The sequence below is a fragment of the Thiolinea disciformis DSM 14473 genome (assembly GCF_000371925.1).
Lineage (GTDB): Bacteria > Pseudomonadota > Gammaproteobacteria > Thiotrichales > Thiotrichaceae > Thiolinea > Thiolinea disciformis.
In genome coordinates this window covers 1-19,296 of the sequence record NZ_AQVE01000022.1, presented here as the reverse complement: position 1 = coordinate 19,296, position 19,296 = coordinate 1, and the positions used below count along the sequence as shown (strand labels likewise).

At 44.7% G+C, this 19,296-nt stretch carries 13 protein-coding genes; 8 read left to right on the top strand and 5 right to left on the bottom strand.

Annotated elements, in window-relative coordinates; all coding sequences use genetic code 11:
• Positions 1-38: 38 nt before the first annotated feature.
• Genes A3IE_RS0114900 through A3IE_RS0114890 form a run of 3 tightly spaced genes read left to right on the top strand, consistent with a single transcriptional unit; the run spans position 39 to position 9,792 of the window.
• Positions 39-7,652, top strand: a complete 7,614-nt coding sequence (locus A3IE_RS0114900) for a type I polyketide synthase (protein ID WP_020396424.1) — start codon at positions 39-41, stop codon at positions 7,650-7,652.
• A complete protein-coding gene (locus A3IE_RS0114895; protein WP_020396423.1) occupies positions 7,649-8,989 on the top strand; it encodes an aminotransferase class I/II-fold pyridoxal phosphate-dependent enzyme in 1,341 nt (446 codons plus the stop codon). Before A3IE_RS0114900 ends, A3IE_RS0114895 begins: the two co-directional genes overlap by 4 nt.
• Positions 8,989-9,792, top strand: coding sequence for a formyltransferase family protein (locus A3IE_RS0114890; RefSeq protein ID WP_020396422.1), 804 nt, complete (start codon positions 8,989-8,991; stop codon positions 9,790-9,792). The genes A3IE_RS0114895 and A3IE_RS0114890 overlap by 1 nt, the downstream gene beginning before the upstream one ends.
• On the opposite strand, the gene A3IE_RS20880 is transcribed toward A3IE_RS0114890, so the two are convergent.
• The 4 genes from A3IE_RS20880 to rfaH form a co-directional block, all read right to left on the bottom strand.
• A complete protein-coding gene (locus A3IE_RS20880) occupies positions 9,707-11,290 on the bottom strand; it encodes an LTA synthase family protein (RefSeq protein WP_083900659.1) in 1,584 nt (527 codons plus the stop codon). The genes A3IE_RS0114890 and A3IE_RS20880 overlap by 86 nt on opposite strands.
• The gene (locus A3IE_RS20875; protein ID WP_020396420.1) at positions 11,287-12,066 is read right to left on the bottom strand and encodes an SDR family NAD(P)-dependent oxidoreductase; all 780 of its coding nucleotides are present in this window, start codon (positions 12,064-12,066) and stop codon (positions 11,287-11,289) included. Before A3IE_RS20875 ends, A3IE_RS20880 begins: the two co-directional genes overlap by 4 nt.
• Positions 12,067-13,344, bottom strand: a complete 1,278-nt coding sequence (locus A3IE_RS20870; RefSeq protein WP_083900658.1) for a capsule biosynthesis protein — start codon at positions 13,342-13,344, stop codon at positions 12,067-12,069.
• A 90-nt stretch (positions 13,345-13,434) separates the two neighbouring features.
• Positions 13,435-13,953: a transcription/translation regulatory transformer protein RfaH gene (gene rfaH / locus A3IE_RS0114870; RefSeq protein WP_020396418.1), complete on the bottom strand. Its 519-nt coding sequence runs from the start codon at positions 13,951-13,953 to the stop codon at positions 13,435-13,437.
• A 106-nt stretch (positions 13,954-14,059) separates the two neighbouring features.
• Here rfaH and A3IE_RS0114865 point away from each other — a divergent pair, with 106 nt between their 5' ends.
• From A3IE_RS0114865 to mutM, 5 genes are read left to right on the top strand one after another with little or no spacing between them, the layout of a single operon-like run.
• The gene (locus A3IE_RS0114865; protein WP_245539202.1) at positions 14,060-14,887 is read left to right on the top strand and encodes an ABC transporter ATP-binding protein; all 828 of its coding nucleotides are present in this window, start codon (positions 14,060-14,062) and stop codon (positions 14,885-14,887) included.
• A complete protein-coding gene (locus A3IE_RS0114860) occupies positions 14,884-15,645 on the top strand; it encodes an ABC transporter permease subunit (RefSeq protein WP_020396416.1) in 762 nt (253 codons plus the stop codon). Before A3IE_RS0114865 ends, A3IE_RS0114860 begins: the two co-directional genes overlap by 4 nt.
• 5 nt (positions 15,646-15,650) lie before the next feature.
• Positions 15,651-17,072 (top strand): GldG family protein, encoded by a 1,422-nt coding sequence (locus A3IE_RS0114855; RefSeq protein WP_020396415.1) that lies wholly within the window; start codon positions 15,651-15,653, stop codon positions 17,070-17,072.
• Between the two features lie 2 nt (positions 17,073-17,074).
• Complete coding sequence (locus A3IE_RS0114850; RefSeq protein WP_020396414.1) at positions 17,075-17,899, top strand: DUF4340 domain-containing protein; 825 nt, start codon at positions 17,075-17,077, stop codon at positions 17,897-17,899.
• Positions 17,900-17,959: 60 nt separating this feature from the next.
• Positions 17,960-18,775: a bifunctional DNA-formamidopyrimidine glycosylase/DNA-(apurinic or apyrimidinic site) lyase gene (gene mutM, locus A3IE_RS0114845; protein ID WP_020396413.1), complete on the top strand. Its 816-nt coding sequence runs from the start codon at positions 17,960-17,962 to the stop codon at positions 18,773-18,775.
• Here the strand turns inward: mutM and A3IE_RS0114840 are convergent.
• Entirely contained in the window at positions 18,770-18,967 is a 198-nt protein-coding gene (locus A3IE_RS0114840) for a hypothetical protein (protein WP_020396412.1), read from the bottom strand. The two genes, mutM and A3IE_RS0114840, sit on opposite strands and share 6 nt — an antisense overlap.
• Between the last annotated feature and the right edge of the window lie 329 nt (positions 18,968-19,296).

Sequence of the window (19,296 nt, the reverse complement as noted above, 5' to 3'; positions counted from 1 at the left end):
CTTGCTAGGGGTTTAGTAACTTATTGAATCTTTAGACTGTGACGACTGTGATAAATAACGAAACAACACGCCCTACGGCACGCCATCAGAAAATAGCAATTGTCGGGGTCGCTTGTCGTCTGCCGGGTCATATCCAATCCTTAGCCGATTATTGGCAGGTTTTAATTAATGGCAAAGATGTCGTTACTGAAATTAGTGAAGAACGTTTTGCCACGTCTTTTTACCAACATGATCAGCGTAAAACAGCGGGGCGCAGTGTTACCTTTTCAGCCGGTGTTTTAGATCAAGTCGATCAATTTGATGCAAGCTTTTTTGGGATATCCCCACGCGAAGCGGAGCAAATGGATCCGCAACAACGTTTATTGCTTGAGTTGACTTGGGAGGCTTTAGAGAATGCTGGGCAAGCCCCAGAACGTTTAGCTGGCTCAGACTGTGCGGTTTATGTAGGCATTGCGAGTACGGACTATCTGAATCGCCGTGTAGAAGATCCAGCCTCGATGGATGCTTATACCATGACTGGCAATACCGCGAGTATTGCGGCGAATCGCATTTCTTATCTCTTTGATCTATTAGGGCCTAGTGTTGCTGTGGATACGGCCTGTTCCTCTTCGCTAGTCGCCGTCCATCATGCCTGTCAAGCCCTTCGCCATGGTGAAGCGAGTATGGCGATTGCAGCAGGCGTGAATATGCTCTTGCATCCTTTTGCATTTATAGGTTTTTCGCAAGCCTCGATGCTGTCTGCCAAGGGACGCTGCCGCACCTTTGATGCGAATGGGGATGGTTATGTGCGTGCAGAGGGCGCCGCCGTTTTATTATTAAAGCCTTTAGCACAGGCTGAGGCCGATAATGATCCTATCTATGGTGTGATCGTGGCCTCTGGTATCAATGCAGATGGCAAAACCAATGGTATGACCGTACCGAGTGATCGGCAGCAAGGGCGTTTACTGCGCAAGATTTATACTGAAGCACAATTAGATGCAAATGATTTAGTTTATTTAGAAGCCCATGGTACCGGTACCTCGATCGGTGATCCGTTGGAGACACGAGCGATTGGCGAAGTGCTCGGGCGTGCGCGCGCTAATAAGCCCTTATTGATTGGTTCGGCGAAAAGTAATGTCGGGCATTTAGAAACGGCTTCAGGGATGGCTGGTTTATTAAAAGCGCTGCTGACTTTAAAACATCAAACCATACCTCCCTCGCTTCATGTCGAAACACTCAATCCTAAAATTGATTTTAACGATTTGAATTTGCAAGTGGTAACGCAAACGACACCGATTGCCTCCCAACAAACGCGCCAATTAGTGGGAGTTAATTCTTTTGGATTTGGTGGGGCGAATGCGCATGTAGTGATTGAACACTATTCACCGCCTCGATTAATCACTTCCAAGAAGTCATTAAAGAAAACCTTTCCGCCGCTATATTTGTCTGCACGTACAGGGGCTGCCCTTAAAGGACTTGCAGCACAATATGCTGCGTTTTTGACAGAACAAAATGCGGATGACGTGGCGTGGAGTTTGTTGAAACATCGTCAGCATCTGGCGCAAGGTTTAGTCGTACAGGCTAACGATGTAGAAGCCGCAAAATCAACGTTAGCGGCTTATGCAAAAGGTGAATCTAGTAATACCGCTTCTCTCATCGAAGGACGCGTTGTCGCGGATCATACACCCTTAACGTTAGTATTTTCTGGAAATGGTTCGCAGTGGCAGGGCATGGGGCAGGTGCTGCTAGCGCAAAATCCTTTGTTTAAACAAACAATTGAGCACGTTGATGCGTTGTTTAAACCCCTAGCGGGCTATGCGCTCATGGATTTATTACTAGCTAGCGAAGCAGAGTCGCAGCTAGCTAAAACTGAAATTGCCCAGCCATTATTATTTGCCTTACAAGTGGCGATGGTCACTGTATTAAAAAGCCATGGCGTGCTTTTCAACGCTACCTTGGGTCATAGTGTGGGCGAAGTAGCTGCCGCATGGGCGGCTGGCAAGTTGAGTTTAGAACAAGCCGTTCAGGTGATTTATTACCGCAGCCAAGCCCAGGGTACGACCCGTGGTCAAGGGCGCATGGCCGCACTCGGTTTAGGTCAAGCAGCTTTGCAAGAGCGTCTGGTGGCCGTAGGTTTACAAGATAAGATTGAATTAGCCGGTGTGAATAGTCCCATGTCGGTGACGATCTCCGGTACCTTGGCGGATTTGGAGCAGCTCCAAGCTAGCCTGAGCGCGGATAAGGTTTTCTTCAAACTATTGGATTTGGATTATGCGTTCCATAGTCATTGGATGGATCCAATTCGTGAGCAATTACTACTAAGCCTGCAACACTTAGCACCTGAAGATCACTCGCCAGAGCTGCAATTTATTTCAGCGGTTACTGGCCAAGCAACGCCTGCTTCCGCGTTAGATGCCGATTATTGGTGGCGAAATATTCGTGAGCCGGTCGCCTTTTCTGCAGCGATGGATACCTTAATCGGCCAAGGCGCACGGGTATTTTTAGAAGTGGGACCGCATTTAGTGTTGCGTGGTTACATGAATGAGTGTTTGCGCCATCGTGCGGTTGAAGGACAAACCTTGATAACCGGCAAGCGCAAAGATGAGCAGGCTGATTGCCTCGCTAAAGCGGCACAGCGGGTGTGGTTGGCGGGTTGTGATCTAGAGGTAGCGAGTATTTTTCCCGAGTCTGGGCATTTTATTCAGCTTCCCAACTATCCATGGCAGCGTGAACGCTATTGGTATCCGCTCACAGTAGAAGGCTATGATCTAGTCAATCGGCGACGCGTGCATCCGTTATTGGGCTATCGCCTGAAAGATGCTGAGTGGATGTGGGAGAATCAGCTTGATACAGTAATTTTGCCTTGGCTGGCGGATCATGTGGTAGACGGGGCAGTAGTCGTTCCAGCAGCGGCTTATGTGGAAATGGCTTTGGCAGCCGCCCAACAATGGCAAGCGCAAGCGACGCAAACGCTGGAACAACTGGAGATTGTAGCGCCCATTATTCTGGATGGAACACAGGCCAAGACCTTACGTTTTCATCTATTAGCCACGGATGGTAGTTTTACGATCACTAGCCGCGAGCGTTTGAGCCATGAGGCTTGGGCGGTCAATGTGGTGGGGCGTTTAACAGGTGCTGCACTTAAATCAGCGCCCGTGATTTTTGTTCAGCAGTGGCAAGAAGAGCAAAACCACGCCAGTGCCAGCCTAAATGCAAGCAAGCACTATCAATTGACCGAAGCAGTTGGCTTGCGGTATTTAGCGGCTTTTCAAGCGGTCGAACAAGTAGCGGTACAAGAGAATGCAGCGTTAGCAACCTTATGCTGGCCTGAGGCGATTCAAGCCGATTTGCAAACTTATCACTTGCACCCAGCTTTATTAGATGCGGGCTTTCAATTATTGGTCGATATCTTGGCCGAGCGTATTGAGCAGGGGCAGCGCCAAGCCTTAATTCCTATTCAAATAGGGCGCTTATTTTATTACGGCTCTCGCCAAGCACCTACACATATTCGTGTGCAACTACGCCAACACAGCGCTCGTTCGGTGGTAGCAGATTTCGTCTTATTAGATACGGATTATCAAACGGTTGCCGAGTTGCAAGCTTGTCGTTTTCGAGCTGTGCAATTTGCTAGTGCGCGAATTAAAGAACCTGCAAATTATAGTTTTACCAGTATTCCCAAACCTTTAGTAGCCAGCCAACTGTCTGCTCCAACACTAGAAATGGCTAAGTTACAGCAACAAATCCTCGCTACGTGGCGCAAACAAGCGGAGTTGCTGGGCAGAGAGAGACAAGCCACGCACATTGATCCTTTATTAGATGTACTTGCTAGCGCTTATAGTTGGGAGGCTTTGAGTGCTTTAGCTGATCACGGTCGCTTCACACTAGAACAAGTGTCTGAAGCACACCGTACTTTGGCGCGGCGTTTACTCACTTGGCTGGAGGAGGAGGGCTTAGCACACCAGCAAGAAGGACATACTTGGGCAATTGCAACAGAAACGCATTTGCCAAAAGCTCAGGATATTTGGCTAGCGGTATTGGGTGATGCACCGGCTTATTTGCCAGAGTTAGTCATGATGGGGCGAAGTGGTTTACATTTAGCAGAGGTACTACGAGGTAATATCGCACCAGAGCAGATTGTGCAACCAGCTAAGAGTAGTATTGCTGAACATTGGTTGGAGAGTTCGCCGAGTTTCCGTGCTGTAAACCAAACCTTGGTTGAGACCATTCAAACTTATGTAAGCAGAGTGCCTGCGCAACAAACGCTACGCGTTTTGGAGTTAGGGGCAGGTTTTGGGGCATTGACCCAGTATTTGTTACACGTTTTGCCTCCAGAACGTTGTGACTATGTTGTGACTGACCCCAGTGCGGAGCATTTGGCTCAAATCAGCGATCTGATTGAAACCTTACCTTGGGTTAGTAGCCTGATCCTCGCCGAAGATATCAGCGGCGCTGGTTTCGATATCTTGGCCCAGCAAGCAGCTTTTGATCTGGTGATTTCAGGCAATGCTATTTTTGCATGGCAGGAATTAGCACCTAGCTTGGCACGCCTACGTACTTTATTAAAACCACAAGCTTTATTGTTATTAGCGCAAGCGCAAGATAGTCGTTTACTGGATTTGACTTGTGGTCTATTGCCGAATTGGTGGCTGAACAGTGAGTCAGCGGCTTTAAGTCGTTTGCATACCTTGAGTGAATGGCAGAACGCCTTGGCGCAAAATGGTTTTGATGCCATTGAGGCCTGTTTTGAGCCCAATGACTTGGATGCGGATAGCGCTCTATTTTTAGTGAGTGCTCAAGCGAATGCCTCGAATACATTTAAGCCTCAAGCGGATCTCAAAGCGCAAACGTGGTTGATTCTCAGTGATGCACAAGGCTATTCAGCCAAGTTAGCAATGAGTTTACAAGATCATTTGCTAAGCCAAGGACAAGCGGTACAGGTCTTGAGTCGTGCGCCTAGTGCGACCGAATTGCAGGTTGAACATATTATTTATTTGAGTGGTATCACGGCGCTGTCTGAGCAGGTGCTGGATGTGATGGCATTACAAGAGCAGCGTTGTATCGCTTTAGTAACGTTGGTTCAGCAATTAGATGCTCATCAGCTAACACCACAGTTATGGCTAGTGACGGCGGATGCAATGCCGGATGGGGCTCACCCAATTCAAGCAGCACAAGCTCCTTTATGGGGATTGGGGCGTGTATTAATGAATGAACACGCAGAGTTGAACTGTCGATTGTTGGATATTCAGAGTGATCAAACACTAGCTCAGGTATGTGCTGCTTTGGCTCAGGAATTTTTATACAACGACGGGGAAGATGAGGTCTTATTAACAGCTCATGGCCGTGAGGTGATGCGCCTAAAGCCAAGTTCGCTTTCGGATGTGATATCGGATGAAACGCCACCGGTAGCCTTGGATTTTACCACGCCGGGTTTAAAGCATTTATATTGGCGGGCTTTGTCAGAACATCGTTTACAGCCAGATGAAATAGAGATTTTGTCTAGGGCAGTTGGGCTCAATTTCCGCGATGTGATGTATGCCATGGGTTTATTGTCGGATGAGGCGGTGGAAAATGGTTTTGCGGGCGCGTCTTTGGGCATGGAGTTGTCCGGTCAAGTGACCCGCGTTGGCAGTTCAGTCAGTGAGTTTAAGGTAGGTGATGCGGTGATGGGGTTTGCACCCGCTTGCTTTAGTTCACGGGTGATTACAAAAACCACGGCTATGACACATAAGCCGAGTGCTTGGAGTGATGAAGAGGCGGCAACCGTACCGACCACCTTTTTCACCGTGTATTACGCGCTCAAGCATTTGGCGCAGCTAGAAGCGGGTGAGCGTATTCTGATTCATGGTGCGGCAGGTGGTGTGGGCTTAGCCGCGATTCAGTTTGCACGTTATTGTGGGGCTGAGATTTTTGCAAGCGCAGGTACCGATGAAAAGCGTGATTTTGTACGTTTGGCCGGTGTCGACGCCGATCATGTGTTGGATTCACGTAATTTGCGTTTTGCCGAGGATATTTTGACCTTGACGAATGGACAAGGCGTAGATGTGATTTTGAATTCTATTTCAGGCGAGGCCATTAATCGCAATTTGCATATTTTGCGTCCCTTCGGACGCTTCTTAGAATTAGGCAAACGCGATTTTTATGAAAATAGCAAAATAGGTTTGCGTCCCTTTCGCAATAATATTTCTTATTTTGGGATCGATGCCGATCAACTATTACTGGAGCGCCCTGCGTTAGCACGCCGCTTATTCCGCGAGATGATGCAGCTTTTCGACAAAGGGGTGCTGCGTCCCTTGCCGCATCGGGTTTTTCCTGCAACTGCCATCCAGACCGCATTCCGCTATATGCAGCAATCGCGACAAATTGGCAAAGTGGTCGTGTCTTTCGCCGACGAGCTGCTATTGCCCAGTGTTAAGCCACAACGGAGTGCGCCTTTGTCTTTGAAGCAGGATGGGACTTATCTAATAACCGGTGGTTTGACCGGCTTTGGTTTAGCGACGGCGCGTTGGTTAGCGACGAAAGGGGCAGGGCATTTAGCCTTATTAAGCCGCCGTGGTTTAAAAACGCCAGAGGCTTCAGCGGCAGTGGCAGCGCTGGAAGCTTTGGGTACGAAAGTGACGGTATTTGCCGTCGATGTCGCCGATAAAGCGGCCTTAGCGCAGGTGTTAGAAACGATTCGCAACACTTTACCAGCATTGCGCGGCATCATTCATGCGGCGATGGTGTTGGATGATGGTTTGATTCGTAATGCGGACGCTGAGCGTTTTCGCCGTGTATTAACGCCGAAAGTCCTAGGTGCTTGGCATTTGCACCTATTAACGCAGCAAGAGGTTTTGGACTTTTTTGTTTTCTATTCTTCGGTGACCACTTATCTAGGAAATCCGGGGCAGGCCAATTATGTGGCAGCTAATGCCTTCTTAGAGTCACTCACTCATGCGCGCCGTGCCGCAGGTTTGCCCGCTGTTTATGCGGCTTGGGGGCCAATTGCAGATGCCGGTTACTTAGTTGACAATCAAAACGTTAAAGAGGCGTTACAAAGCCGTTTGGGAGGCGAGGCTTTGACCGTAGCATGTGCTTTAGCAAGTTTAGAAACCTTACTTCAGAGTGATAAGGCTGGCGCTGCTATTGTCGATTTGGATTGGGTAGCAATCCAACGTGTGATGGCAGCAGCGCGTGCGCCAAAGTTCTCTTTAGTCAAGGCTAAGACTAAACAGGATGAGAACGCGCAAACGGATGATATTCATGCTTTAATGGCAGGTATGAGTGTTAGTGAGGCACAAGCCTTGATTGCTGAATTACTCATGCTGGAAGTCGGGCACATTTTGCGTTTACCGCGTGAAAAAATGGCGTTAGATAAGTCGGTATTTGAGTTGGGCATGGATTCCTTAATGGGGATGGAGTTAGTGTCTGCCATTGATGAGCGCTTTGGGGTGCGTTTGCCGGTGATGGCTTTAACCGAAGGTGGGGCAACGATTCAGCGTATCGCGGGCAAGATTGCCGCGCAACTGACTAGCCAAACCGATGCAGCCGCACCTAATGAGCAGGAGTTGCAACAGATGGCAGTCGCTGAAGTCGTGCGTAAACATGGTTCTTTAGCTGAGGTGCAAGTGGCAACATTGGCTCAACAATTAACACAGACTGATACAATTAGCGCATCGCGCAAGGATAAGGAATGACCGGCAGAAATTTGTTCGGCTTGAGCGATAAAATGAAAGAGCAATTAGCCAGTCAGATGTTGGAAAAGCATCGTAAAAAGTTACAGCGTGATGCCGAGCAATTAGAAAAGCCTCGTGAATCACGGGATGTGATTCCAGAGGCGTTTTATCGTTTTGATAAAATGCCGGGTTATCAAGAAATTCGCGTGATTGAAGAAGGCGGGCGGCAGTTGGGGATTGAAAGCCCTTTCTTCAAAACACATGAGCAAGTTGCTGGTGCAACGACATGGATTGGGGGGCAAGAGTATATCAATTTTTCCAGTTATAATTACCTGGATTTATGCGGGCACCCTGAAGTAAATCAGGCGGCAGAGCAGGCTCTGCATCGCTATGGCACATCCGCCTCTGCCAGTCGTATGGTCTCAGGTGAGCGTGCACCCCAGCAGGCCTTAGAAAGCAGTTTAGCGGCTTTGTATGAGGTGGATGACTGCGTGGCCTTTGTTAGTGGACATGCTACCAATGTCACCACGATTGGCTATTTATTCGGTAAGCGCGATCTCATTCTGCATGATGTCTTAGTGCACAACAGTATCTTGCAAGGTATTCAATTGTCGGGCGCGCAACGTATGCCGTTTGCGCATAATGACTGGCAAGCTTTGGATGCTTTATTAAAACAACATCGGCGTGATTTTGAGCGCGTATTGATTGTGGTTGAAGGCATTTATAGCATGGATGGCGATTATCCTGATTTGCCGCGTTTTATTGAGATCAAACAACGCCACAAAGCCTTTTTGATGGTCGATGAAGCTCACTCCCTAGGGATTATGGGTAAAACGGGGCGTGGCATTCGTGAGCATTTCAAGATTGATGGTCGGGATGTCGATATCTGGATGGGGACGCTGAGTAAAACGCTAGCAGGTTGTGGTGGTTATATTGCCGGTGAGCGTGCGCTCGTGCACCATTTGCGTATTTCTGCCCCTGGATTTTTATACAGTGTTGGCATGTCGCCTGTGTTGGCAGCGGCTTCTCATGCCGCGCTAAGTTTGATGTTGCGTGAGCCAGAGCGCGTTCAACAGTTACAAACGAATGGGCAACATTTTTTAGCTTTGTGCCGGGCGCATAATATTAATACAGGTTACAGCGCGGGTTTAGCTGTTATTCCTGCCATCTTAGGTAGCTCCGCTAAAGCAGGTTTAGCAGCGAATCGCCTCTTTGATCGCGGCATTAATGTTCAGCCTATTTTCTACCCAGCAGTAGAGGAAGGGATGGCGCGGTTGCGCTTTTTTATGAGCTCCGCGCATACCGAGCTTCAATTGCAACAAACTGTACAAGCCTTGGCTGAAGTTATTGCACATTAATGACTGATAAACGCCGCGTCATTTTTTGCACTTACCCTAGTCTTTATTCGATTATAGTTCTCGATGAATTATTAAAATCGCCTGATTTAGAGCTGGTGGGGGTAGTCCTCTCAACAAGAGTAATTAGTAAGCGCTACGGTATCATACGTGGCAGCTTGCGCCATATTCAATTGTCAGGTTTACGTTATGCTGGGTATTTATTCAGTGTTACTAGCCTTTTTCAAATAGCTTGTCGACTGGTTAGAAAACCTACGTTGAAAGGTAGGTTAAAGCAGCAACATATCCCTTATGTAGCCACGAAAGATATTAATGAGCCTGAGGCGTTTGAGTTTATAAAAGCTCTAGCACCAGATGTTTTACTTTCTGCCCACTTCAATCAACTCATAAAAAAAGATGTATTAGCCTTACCAACACTGGCTTGTATAAATATACATCCTTCTTTATTACCACGCTTACAAGGCGTTGATCCTGCTTTTTATGCACTATTAAGGAAAGCTCCAGAAACCGGTGTAACGATTCACTTTCAATCAAATGAATTTGATAAAGGGAATATTCTAGAGCAAATACTCCTAAAATTGCGTCGGCAAGATTCTTTATTAATGCTTAATATCAAACTCTTCAAATTAGGGGCAATTCATGCTGTCAAGCAAATCAAGCTTTTGCAGAAAGGAGAGCAAGGAAAAGAGCAAGCGGGAGAGGGGCAATATGACTCTTGGCCTAATCCTTATGATACGAAATTATTTCGACGCCAGCATCGCTATTTTTCTTGGGCTGAGTATTGGAAACTAATTCGAAATCTTTGAAACCTGCTATTTCTAAGATAGAACAACCTAAATCCTCAATCAACATGTCTTGTTCTCTACAAAGTAAGGCCTGTGCTTTATTATGCCATACTAAATAATCGGTACGGCCATCATTAAAATCAAGCTCTTTATAAACTTCAGGCATACTAGGCACATGATCGCCGTACCAACAAAGAACCGTCTCTTGCTTAGAATGTTTTAAGTAGTTTGTTAAATCCAACAGCATCTTATCTGCATTCGCAATATGCTTTAAATAAACACTTAGATCGTGATGCTGTTTAGGCGGCTTACCCACATAAAGTGACTGAATATCTTGTTCAGCAAGTTTTTCTAAATGCAAAGGGCCATGGTTTTCCATGGTAATGGCAAAAATAAAAAGCGGCCTTGCATCTAAGCGATGCGCTAATATTTCTGTGATTTTTTCATAAATTGCTTGATCACTTATATAAGGTCCCAACGTTTTGTTGGAGTCAAAATCTCTAATATCAATAAATTCATCAAAGCCTAGCTGGGGAAAGACTTTATCACGTTTAAAAAAACTCGCATGATTGGGATGAAGTGCTATACAACGATAGCCACTTTGCTTGAGAAAGCTAACAAGCGAGCTAATGGAGGTATTTTGTAAATACTGATAAGGATTAAAGCGATAATGGTTAAGCAACTTATTACTTATTCCACTTAGAAAAGCAAATTCCGAGCGTAAAGTATTAGCTCCCCAAGCGGGTACATGGAGTTTTCCTGTTAGCAAAGATGCTGCTTTAATTTGATCAAAGTTGCAATAAAGATTTGAGTTAATAGGAATATTTAATCTACGTGCATCAAAAAAAGACTCACTTTGTATAATAATGATATCTGTGTTAATTTTACCTAGTCCAATCGGCTTCGTAGAATAAGGGTTATTTTTTATAGTGAGTCGAAGTTTATTTGTGTTTTGTTTTAATATAGCCTGTAAAGCATAAATAACAAGGCTATTAAAAAAACCTAAAGATTTGACATCTTCGATAAGATTAAAGCTGAGTTGGACTTTTTTAGATAAAAAATTGAGTAAAATAAAATGTAAAATTAAGCTAAAGATTAAGGTAGGTAGATGGTCAGTCGCAAGACGTGATTCGAACCAAAGAATAGTTATTAAGATAAAAATTCCTAGTACTAAAGCACCAACAATAAGCATTGGATTTAAGAAGGGTAAAAATAGTCTAGGATGGCTAATAACTTGAATATATAAATACCAGTCTGAGAAAGCTAAAGGCTCTCTTAAGGCTTTATACTTGGCTTGATTAATGATTAGTAGTACTGCAAGGATTGTAATGTTTAAAAGTAGAGCTAGCCAAGGTCTTAGCGTGAGTGAGAGAAGTAAAAAAAAGATGCTGCTTAATAAAATACTTTGAATGCATATTAAAAAATAATAGCGTTTTAAAGTTCGAATGTCTCGTGGTAGTAAGTATTGAGAAAGATGTCCTAGTATTAACGTTAGGAGCCATGGGAGAAAGATAGTCATGAGCGAGGATATTGTGCTTTGTTATAGCCGGATAATCCCATAAAGAAAGAGGCGATAGGAAAGGGAAGAACACTTAAAATCAAAATGCCTATATGGAGTAACCAAGGGAAAGCGATGGTTGCTTTATTTTTGTCTAAGCCCTGAGCTATTAATTGAGCAGCTTGATTAGAATTCATTATAAAAGGCCGTTTCCCCGGAAAGCTATCACTCATATCCGACTTAATAAACCCAGGGCAGATAATATTAATCTTAATATTATGCTGTGCTAATAAAGGACGTAAGGCTTCGCCATAGCTTTTTAGCGCTGCTTTGCTGGCACTATAGGCTGGTGTAACAGGCATACCGCGATAAGCGGCCAAAGAGCTGATTAGGGCGATTTGGCCATGTTGTCTTTGAAGCATTTTTTCTAATACGGGGTGGATAGTATTTAATACCCCTAAAAGATTTATATCTAAAAGCTTTTTCACATCCTCTAAGGATTCAGGCTTGCCCTGATGATCAATACTATGTGTAATTCCGGCATTGGCTATCAAAAGATCAATAGGATGCTGCTGATCTAAAGTGTTTAGCCAGATTTGCATAGCCTCAGTATCAGTCACATCAATAATGCCAAGATGAGTAATTGCACCTTTTTTCATACACGTTTCACTAACTTGGCTAAGACGCGTTTTATTCCGTGCCATAAGACCTAGCTGAATATGAGGAGCTGCAAAATAATAAGCTAATGCAGCACCTAAGCCATTACTGGCACCAGTAATAACAATAGTTCTAGTCATTTAGAGGCTTTTGTAAGAATAGCTAGGAGTATTCACGGGCAAGGTTTGCAATTCATCTGTTAAGGCGGCAGAAACTGGGTAAATATGAAGTTTTTTCAAACTGCCTGACACTGCTAATTGAATACCTCGTTTGGTATAGAAGTCACCATTAATCTGTGTGAGTAAGATTAAGCCATTACGAAAAGCCTTAAATGCTTTTTGATTTGCTGCTTGGCCCTCAAGCCAAAAGCGATCTAAACCTTCTTGAAAACATAAGCTCGGTAAATCAAAAAGAGCGGTTCCTAGTGCAATCGTGGGTGAACCATGCTGTAATGCTGAAGTTGCGGTTGTACTATTTACGACGACTGTGCCTTTGGTGTTCTTTAATAAAGTCGGTAAATGCCCAGTCTCGAGAAAAATAACTCTGTTTTCTATTCCAAGCTTTTTCGCACCTTGTTTAACATAGCGATTGTAGCGTGATAAGCCGGTATCTAATGGGTGATTTTTAAAAACAATCTTACTATCTGTGGGAGCATTTTTAGAAAAAGAGTTTAATACTTGGTCAATAAATTGCTGAACATTCTCAAACGGTGAATGAACTTTGATTTGACTATCAGCATTGAGTTGTAAAGGAATGACATAAAAAGGTCGTTTGGATTTAATGAGATTTTTAATAGTCCAAGTATCTTTATATTCACGCCAAAGCTTATTATTAGGTAAGCGTAGCAGCCAACCTAAGTATTCTAAGCTAGCATTATAAGGGCGATGAGTTTTGTAATGCGGATAAACAGGTTTGGCTGTTAAGTTGGCTAAGCGATATTTAATATCATGCCAAGCGCGAACTAAAAAGCTTTTTCCAATAGAATAAGATTCAGGTGTAACAATATCTTTATAAGCTAGCCAAAAATCGATTGGTTTTTTTAGTAATGTAGAGTTACCATTAACCCCATCTAACTCCAAGGTTATCCAGTCCGGTCGTAAGTAACCTTCTTCATACACGTGGATCTGTACCGCATTTTGTTTGAAGAATTGAATGGCTTCTTGATGGAGTGGTCGTGTATCACCAAATAAAACTAAATCGGTAAAACGGTGTTGCTGGTGTAGTTTTTCTAGCCAATTCAGCCAGTTGGAAGGTGGTTGTTTGAAGTTAATGCTAGCTCTAGGTGGGGAGAATAGCTGATCGCCGCCACAGAAATTGATAGACAGGGTTTCATGCCCAAGCTCACGAATAGCTTGAGCGAGTTTGTTGAAAAAAGGTGTTGCAGGCCCCTGCAAGAACAGAAATCTTCTGCTTGACATGAAAATACGTCGCCAACTTTAGTGATTAATTATGACACGTAAGTATAGAAGTATTTTAACCTAAAGCAACTTAGATCAGAAGATTGTTGCCTAGGCGGCCATTAGTTTTACAGTAGGAACCTCTAGCGGTGCTTTGCAATTAAGAATTTCTAATAAAATCATGGCACGTTGTTCGCCATTATAGCTCAGAAACACGCCACGCAGACCTTGGTAAGGGCCATCTTTCAGCGTTACCACATCACCTTGATGAAAACGATCTAGGTCGATAGCTTTTGCGCCTAAGTCACTTTCTTGATCACGAATTTGGCTAATCAGCTCTTCAGGAACACGTGCAGGCTCTAAGCCAAAACGGACAAACCCTTGCACACCTATAGTAGAGCGGATAGGACGCCAATTATCATTAATAGTATCCAGATGTATAAAAATATAACGTGGGAACAGAGACTCCGTAATTGCCTGCATTTTGCCCCCGCGTTTGCGTAAGCGTTGTGCCAGTGGACGATAGATCTCATAACCTTGTCGTAATAGCTGTTCTTCAGCTAGAACATCTTTATGCGGTTTGCTTGTTAATAAATACCAATGGCGCTGAATTAAGTGCTTGTTTGACATGATATCAATAATAACAAATCAGGTTGGTCAAAGGGGATGAGGAATGGCTTGGTGAGCGTCGATCATCAAGCTAAGGCTAAGCTGTCTAATGTTAGGATAAGTAGTTATGTTCGTCATAATCGCTCGAGCATGGCATGATTGGGTAGGGGTAGACATCACATCATGGAAGTTTTCATTAATGATGCAGCAACAACAAGTAACTTTAGTCGCAACTCAGCTCTCTCGGTTTTATCATAAATATTGTGCCGTGAATAATTTAAATTTATGCCTAGAGCGTGGACAGGTGCTGGGCTTATTAGGTGCTAATGGTGCTGGCAAATCGACTACCCTGCAAATGCTATCCGGAAATTTGGCGCCTACTACAGGCAGTATCCAAATTAACGGCATTGACCTACTGGATCAACCGCGTTTAGCCAAGCACCAGCTGGGTTATTTACCCGAGCAACCAGCATTATACAAAGATTTGACTATCAATGAACAATTAATATACGCCGCACGTTTACAAGAACTCACCAAGCAAGAGGCTAATGAGGCGGTGGCCTATGCACGTCAACGCTGTCATCTGGATGAGATGCAGGATCGTTTGATTGGTAATTTATCGAAGGGTTTTCGTCAGCGAGTAGGTATTGCACAAGCTATTCTGCATAGTCCTACACTGATTATTTTAGATGAGCCGACTGTGGGACTAGATCCTATACAAGTAAACGATTTACGCAAGTTGATTCGTGAGTTGGGGGAGTCCCACAGTGTGATCTTGTCGACTCATATTTTGTCAGAAGTCAAGGCGGTCTGTGATCGAGTTCATATATTAGATTGTGGTGAAACGGTGTTTAGTGGCGATATTTCTGGCGAGACCGTTCAATCCTTAGAAAAGCAATTTTTTGATTTGGTTGGGCCTGAAGCGCAGCTAGCAGATCAGGATGTAGCGGTATGAGCACGATTGCATTTATTGCACGTATGGAATTAAAACGCTGGTTTAATTCACCCTTGGCGTGGAGCTTATTAGCCTTAGTGCAGTTTATTTTGGCTTGGGTGTTTTTATTAGGTTTAAATGAGTATTTAACTCAAATCCAACCCTTAATGGTAGGGCGTGAAAATGCCCCCGGCTTAACTGATCTAGTGATTTCGGCACTTTATTTATGGGCAGGTTTATTAATGCTCGCTATTATGCCTATTGTAACGATGCGGGTTTTTGCAGAAGAGTATAATAATCAAACCTTAACTTTTTTGAGTACTTCACCGGCGTCCATCACACAAATTGTGTTAGGCAAATACTTGGGCTTGTTGCTTTTGATTATGATTATGCTGTTCATGATTAGCTTGATGCCATTTTCACTGGCCTTTGGTACTAGCTTGGATTGGGGAAAGCTCTTTGCAGCCATGTTGGGTTTGTATCTACTTTTAGCTTCTTTTGCTGCCGCTGGCATGTTCATTTCCTCTATCACCAAGCAACCGATTATTGCAGCGGTAGCGACATTTGGTTTTCTGATTTTTCTTGCAGTGCTCTATATTTCGGGGCAAGCAAAAGGCTCGAGTAGTAGCTTATTTGCCTATCTTTCACATTTTGGACACTTCGTTGCTTTTTTAGAGGGCTTATTTAATAGTACGGATTTAGTTTATTATCTGTTATTTATTATAACCTTTGTCTTGATGACCATTCGTAGTTTGGATAATAAGCGCTTGCAAGGCTAATAATAATGAAAATGACACGCCTAACGCATCGTTATCTTTGGTTGCAAAATGTTATTTTTTACTTATTGCTGTTCGCGGTAGTTGGCTTATTAGGCTATTTTAGCCAGCAATTTGTATTTCATGCCGATTGGACCAAGGGTAATCGGAATAGCTTGGCGCAACCGACGCAAGAGCTAGTGAAAACCTTACAAGGCCCGATTAAATTTGTGGCGTTTGTGCCCGATAGTAAGGAATTACACAGTCAAATTAGACGTTTGGTGAGTAAATACCAGCAGGTTAAACCGGATGTCGAGCTAGAGCTGATTAATCCCGATCTTGATCCTCAACGTGCACAGCAAGAGGGTGTGCGCCATGCTGGACAAATGGTGCTGCATTTTAATGGTAAAAGTGAGTTATTGGATTCGACCGGTGAGCAAGCAGTCGCCAATGCCTTGTTAAGAATGAGTCGTGGGGCTGAACGTTTAGTGATATTTCTCGAAGGGCATGAGGAGCGTGATGCGCTAAGTCAGCAGTCGGATGGCTATGGTCGTTTAGTCAATGCTTTGCAACGTAATGGTTTTCGCGTACAGCCGCATAATTTACTCCGTAGCCAAGTGATTCCCGATAATACGCGCTTTCTAGTGATTGCCGCGCCCAAGAAGGAATTATTAGCAGGTGAGGTAGAGTTAATTAATAGTTACGTGGCTCATGGCGGTAATCTGCTGTGGTTAAAGGACCCGGGTGAGATGCAGGGTTTGCAAGCTTTGGCGGATCAGCTAGCAGTGCGCTTTATTGACGGTAATGTTGTCGATGCAAATGAGGAATTGCGCAAGCTGTTGGGTGTGCCGAATCCGGCTATCGTTCCTGTGGTGGATTATGGATCATCGGCTATCGGCGCTAATTTGACTGGACTGCGTAGTTTATTCCCTTATGCGACGATGGTAGAGCAGCATCCTTTGCCTGCGGCGAATGCGCCTATTTGGAAAACGGAAGAATTTTTGAGTACTTTGCCGAATAGTTGGCTGGAAACTAGCACAATCCAAGGTTCGGTTGCTTACGATAGTACTGCGGGCGACGTACTGGGTCCTATCCCGATTGGTCTCACCCTGACACGAGCCTTGGATCAGCCTAAAGAAAGCGGTGCAAATAGTGAGCCGGTGGATGCAGCACAGGAGCACCAACAACGTGTGGTGGTAATTGGAGATAGTGATTTTCTGAGCAATAGTTTTATTGGGCAGGGTGTTAATCTGGATTTGGCCACCAATTTATTTAATTGGCTGAGTGCGGATGATAATTTGCTCAAAGTGCGTGTTGCTGTGCCACCCGATATGGAATTTAACATGCCTAATACCAGTTTGATTGTATTGGCTGTCTTTTTCTTATTTGTACTGCCCTTAGCCTTATTGCTAAGCGGCATTGTTATTTGGCTACGCAGGAAAAGGCGTTAGTCATGGGGCTTGTGTCTAAGCGTATTTTAGTAAATGTGTTGTTATTAGCGCTCGTGATTGCGTTGGCGGTGGGTGCTTGGTGGTGGAAGGGGCATAAAAATGCGGCTCAACTGACTAGCCTAGTTGCGTTTAGCGTCGGCGATGTGAAAGAGCTGGTGATTAAACGCCACCAACACGACGAGCAGGCAGAATTGGCCTTTGTACGCCAAGAGGATCAATGGATGATGACCAAACCCAAGGTCTTTCCTGCTAATAAGATTCGCTTACGTCAGGTTTTAACCCTAATTGATGAGCCGGTGCAAGCCGAGTATAGCGCTGACAGCGATCAGTTAAGTGCTTATGGTTTATTACCACCCGTCCTAAGCTTAAAGATTAATGACCAAATCATTGATTTGGGTAAAAGTAATCCCGTATCGGGCAGCCGCTATGTTTTGCACCAAGGCAAGGTGAAGTTAGTGAATGAAACGGTGTTCAGTGAGCTACAAAGCGATTGGTTGTATTTCATTGCACCACAGCTCATTCCTAGTAAGTCTACGTTGCAGCAAATTACGTTTCCGGATGGCAGTATGGCCAATGATGCCCAAATGTTGGCTTGGCAGAAAGCAGAGGCCACCCGTTTAGAGCAAACGCAAAGCGCTCAAGCCACCGAGGCACTAGGCTCGATCAGTGCTAAATTAGCGGATGGAAACCTCATTGAATGGCGTTTGGGCAAATTGCCGAATAACGATTGGGCGTTTGATCAGGTGGAAAATGGTTTGCGTTATAGACTACCGCTTGATCAGGTGCGTAGCTTATTACCCAAAACATTACTGCCTGATGCGCAGTAAATTTGCGCAAAACCCTTAAATAGCTTAGCTTCAGTCTTCCTGACTAAAGCTTATCACGCCATGCCTGAATTACCCGAAGTCGAAACTACACGCCTTGGCATTGCGCCACACCTGCTGGGCCGGCGTATTGAAAAAATTCTGGTGCGTCAAGCGCGTTTGCGTTGGCCGATTCCTGCCTCGATTGCATTACTCGAACACTCGACAGTTTTGAGTGTGCAGCGCCGTGCGAAATATTTGTTGGTCGAAACCGAGCAGGGCAGTGCGCTATTGCATCTTGGCATGTCGGGTAGTTTGCGCATTAGTTCAGCGCAAACACCTCCCGAAAAACATGATCATGTTGATTTTGTTTTGGATAATGCGGTGGTGTTGCGTTTGCGCGATCCACGCAAATTTGGCGCCGTATTATTTTGTCACAAAGGCGAAGTGCATCCTTTATTAGCGAAACTAGGGCCTGAGCCTTTGACAGATCAGTTCACTGGCGACTATTTGTATAAAGCCTCTCGCAAACGTAACTTGGCTATCAAAGCGTTTGTGATGGATGCCCATCAAGTGGTGGGTGTGGGGAATATTTATGCGAATGAAGCCTTGTTTATGGCGGGTATTCATCCGGCGCGTGCAGCAGCTAGTTTGACTGAACTGGAAGCACAGACTCTTGTGAATACGATTAAAGTAGTGCTAGCGCGTGCTATTGAGAAGGGTGGCACAACATTACGTGATTTTGTGCGTGAAGACGGGCAAACAGGCTATTTTCAGCAGGTATTACAGGTTTATGGGCGCACTGGCGAAGCCTGTTTTAAGTGTCATACGCCCATCGAGCAAATACGCCAAGGGCAGCGCTCTACGTGGTACTGCCCTAGTTGTCAGCCTTTATTATGAAATAATTTTCATAAAAGGATTGCTGCGTTTAGTTTCCATGATCTGCACAATACCGCTTAAGGTCAAATCACGCAGCAATTGACGACGCATACCATGTTGGATGCCAGTATACTTGCCCACGCGATAGAATGCGTAACTTGGTATTCCAATGATGATCAGCGCAATCAGGAAATTCAGTATAATGTCTAACATAATCTGCCCTCTTTTTGTTATTCTTTGCCTAATCCTAACCTAATGACTCTGAACCGCCGATTTACTGTAGCCCCCATGTTAGATTGGACGTATGATTTTTTATTTCTTTTATAATCAATATCTTGAAGAAAGCCATGTGCCTTTGTTGCCATTTTATCATATTTTATCTAGGTTCTATTGAAAACAATTGACTATTCCACTATATTTAATGGCAAGGTAAGTGGTTTCACTTACTGCCGATTTCATCCGGTAGAGCAGGACTCTATCGTGCCCTCGATGCCAGCGCTCGGGGGCTTTATTTTTTATGGGCTGTCCACTTTGAGTGATAA

Coding starts and splice junctions, on each gene's coding strand:
- A3IE_RS0114895 (WP_020396423.1), top strand. CDS start 7,649: ATGACCGGCAGAAATTTGTTCGGCTTGAGCGATAAAATGAAAGAGCAA.
- A3IE_RS0114890 (WP_020396422.1), top strand. CDS start 8,989: ATGACTGATAAACGCCGCGTCATTTTTTGCACTTACCCTAGTCTTTAT.
- A3IE_RS20880 (WP_083900659.1), bottom strand. CDS start 11,290: ATGACTATCTTTCTCCCATGGCTCCTAACGTTAATACTAGGACATCTT.
- A3IE_RS20875 (WP_020396420.1), bottom strand. CDS start 12,066: ATGACTAGAACTATTGTTATTACTGGTGCCAGTAATGGCTTAGGTGCT.
- A3IE_RS20870 (WP_083900658.1), bottom strand. CDS start 13,344: ATGTCAAGCAGAAGATTTCTGTTCTTGCAGGGGCCTGCAACACCTTTT.
- rfaH (WP_020396418.1), bottom strand. CDS start 13,953: ATGTCAAACAAGCACTTAATTCAGCGCCATTGGTATTTATTAACAAGC.
- A3IE_RS0114865 (WP_245539202.1), top strand. CDS start 14,060: ATGTTCGTCATAATCGCTCGAGCATGGCATGATTGGGTAGGGGTAGAC.
- A3IE_RS0114860 (WP_020396416.1), top strand. CDS start 14,884: ATGAGCACGATTGCATTTATTGCACGTATGGAATTAAAACGCTGGTTT.
- A3IE_RS0114855 (WP_020396415.1), top strand. CDS start 15,651: ATGAAAATGACACGCCTAACGCATCGTTATCTTTGGTTGCAAAATGTT.
- A3IE_RS0114850 (WP_020396414.1), top strand. CDS start 17,075: ATGGGGCTTGTGTCTAAGCGTATTTTAGTAAATGTGTTGTTATTAGCG.
- mutM (WP_020396413.1), top strand. CDS start 17,960: ATGCCTGAATTACCCGAAGTCGAAACTACACGCCTTGGCATTGCGCCA.
- A3IE_RS0114840 (WP_020396412.1), bottom strand. CDS start 18,967: ATGTTAGACATTATACTGAATTTCCTGATTGCGCTGATCATCATTGGA.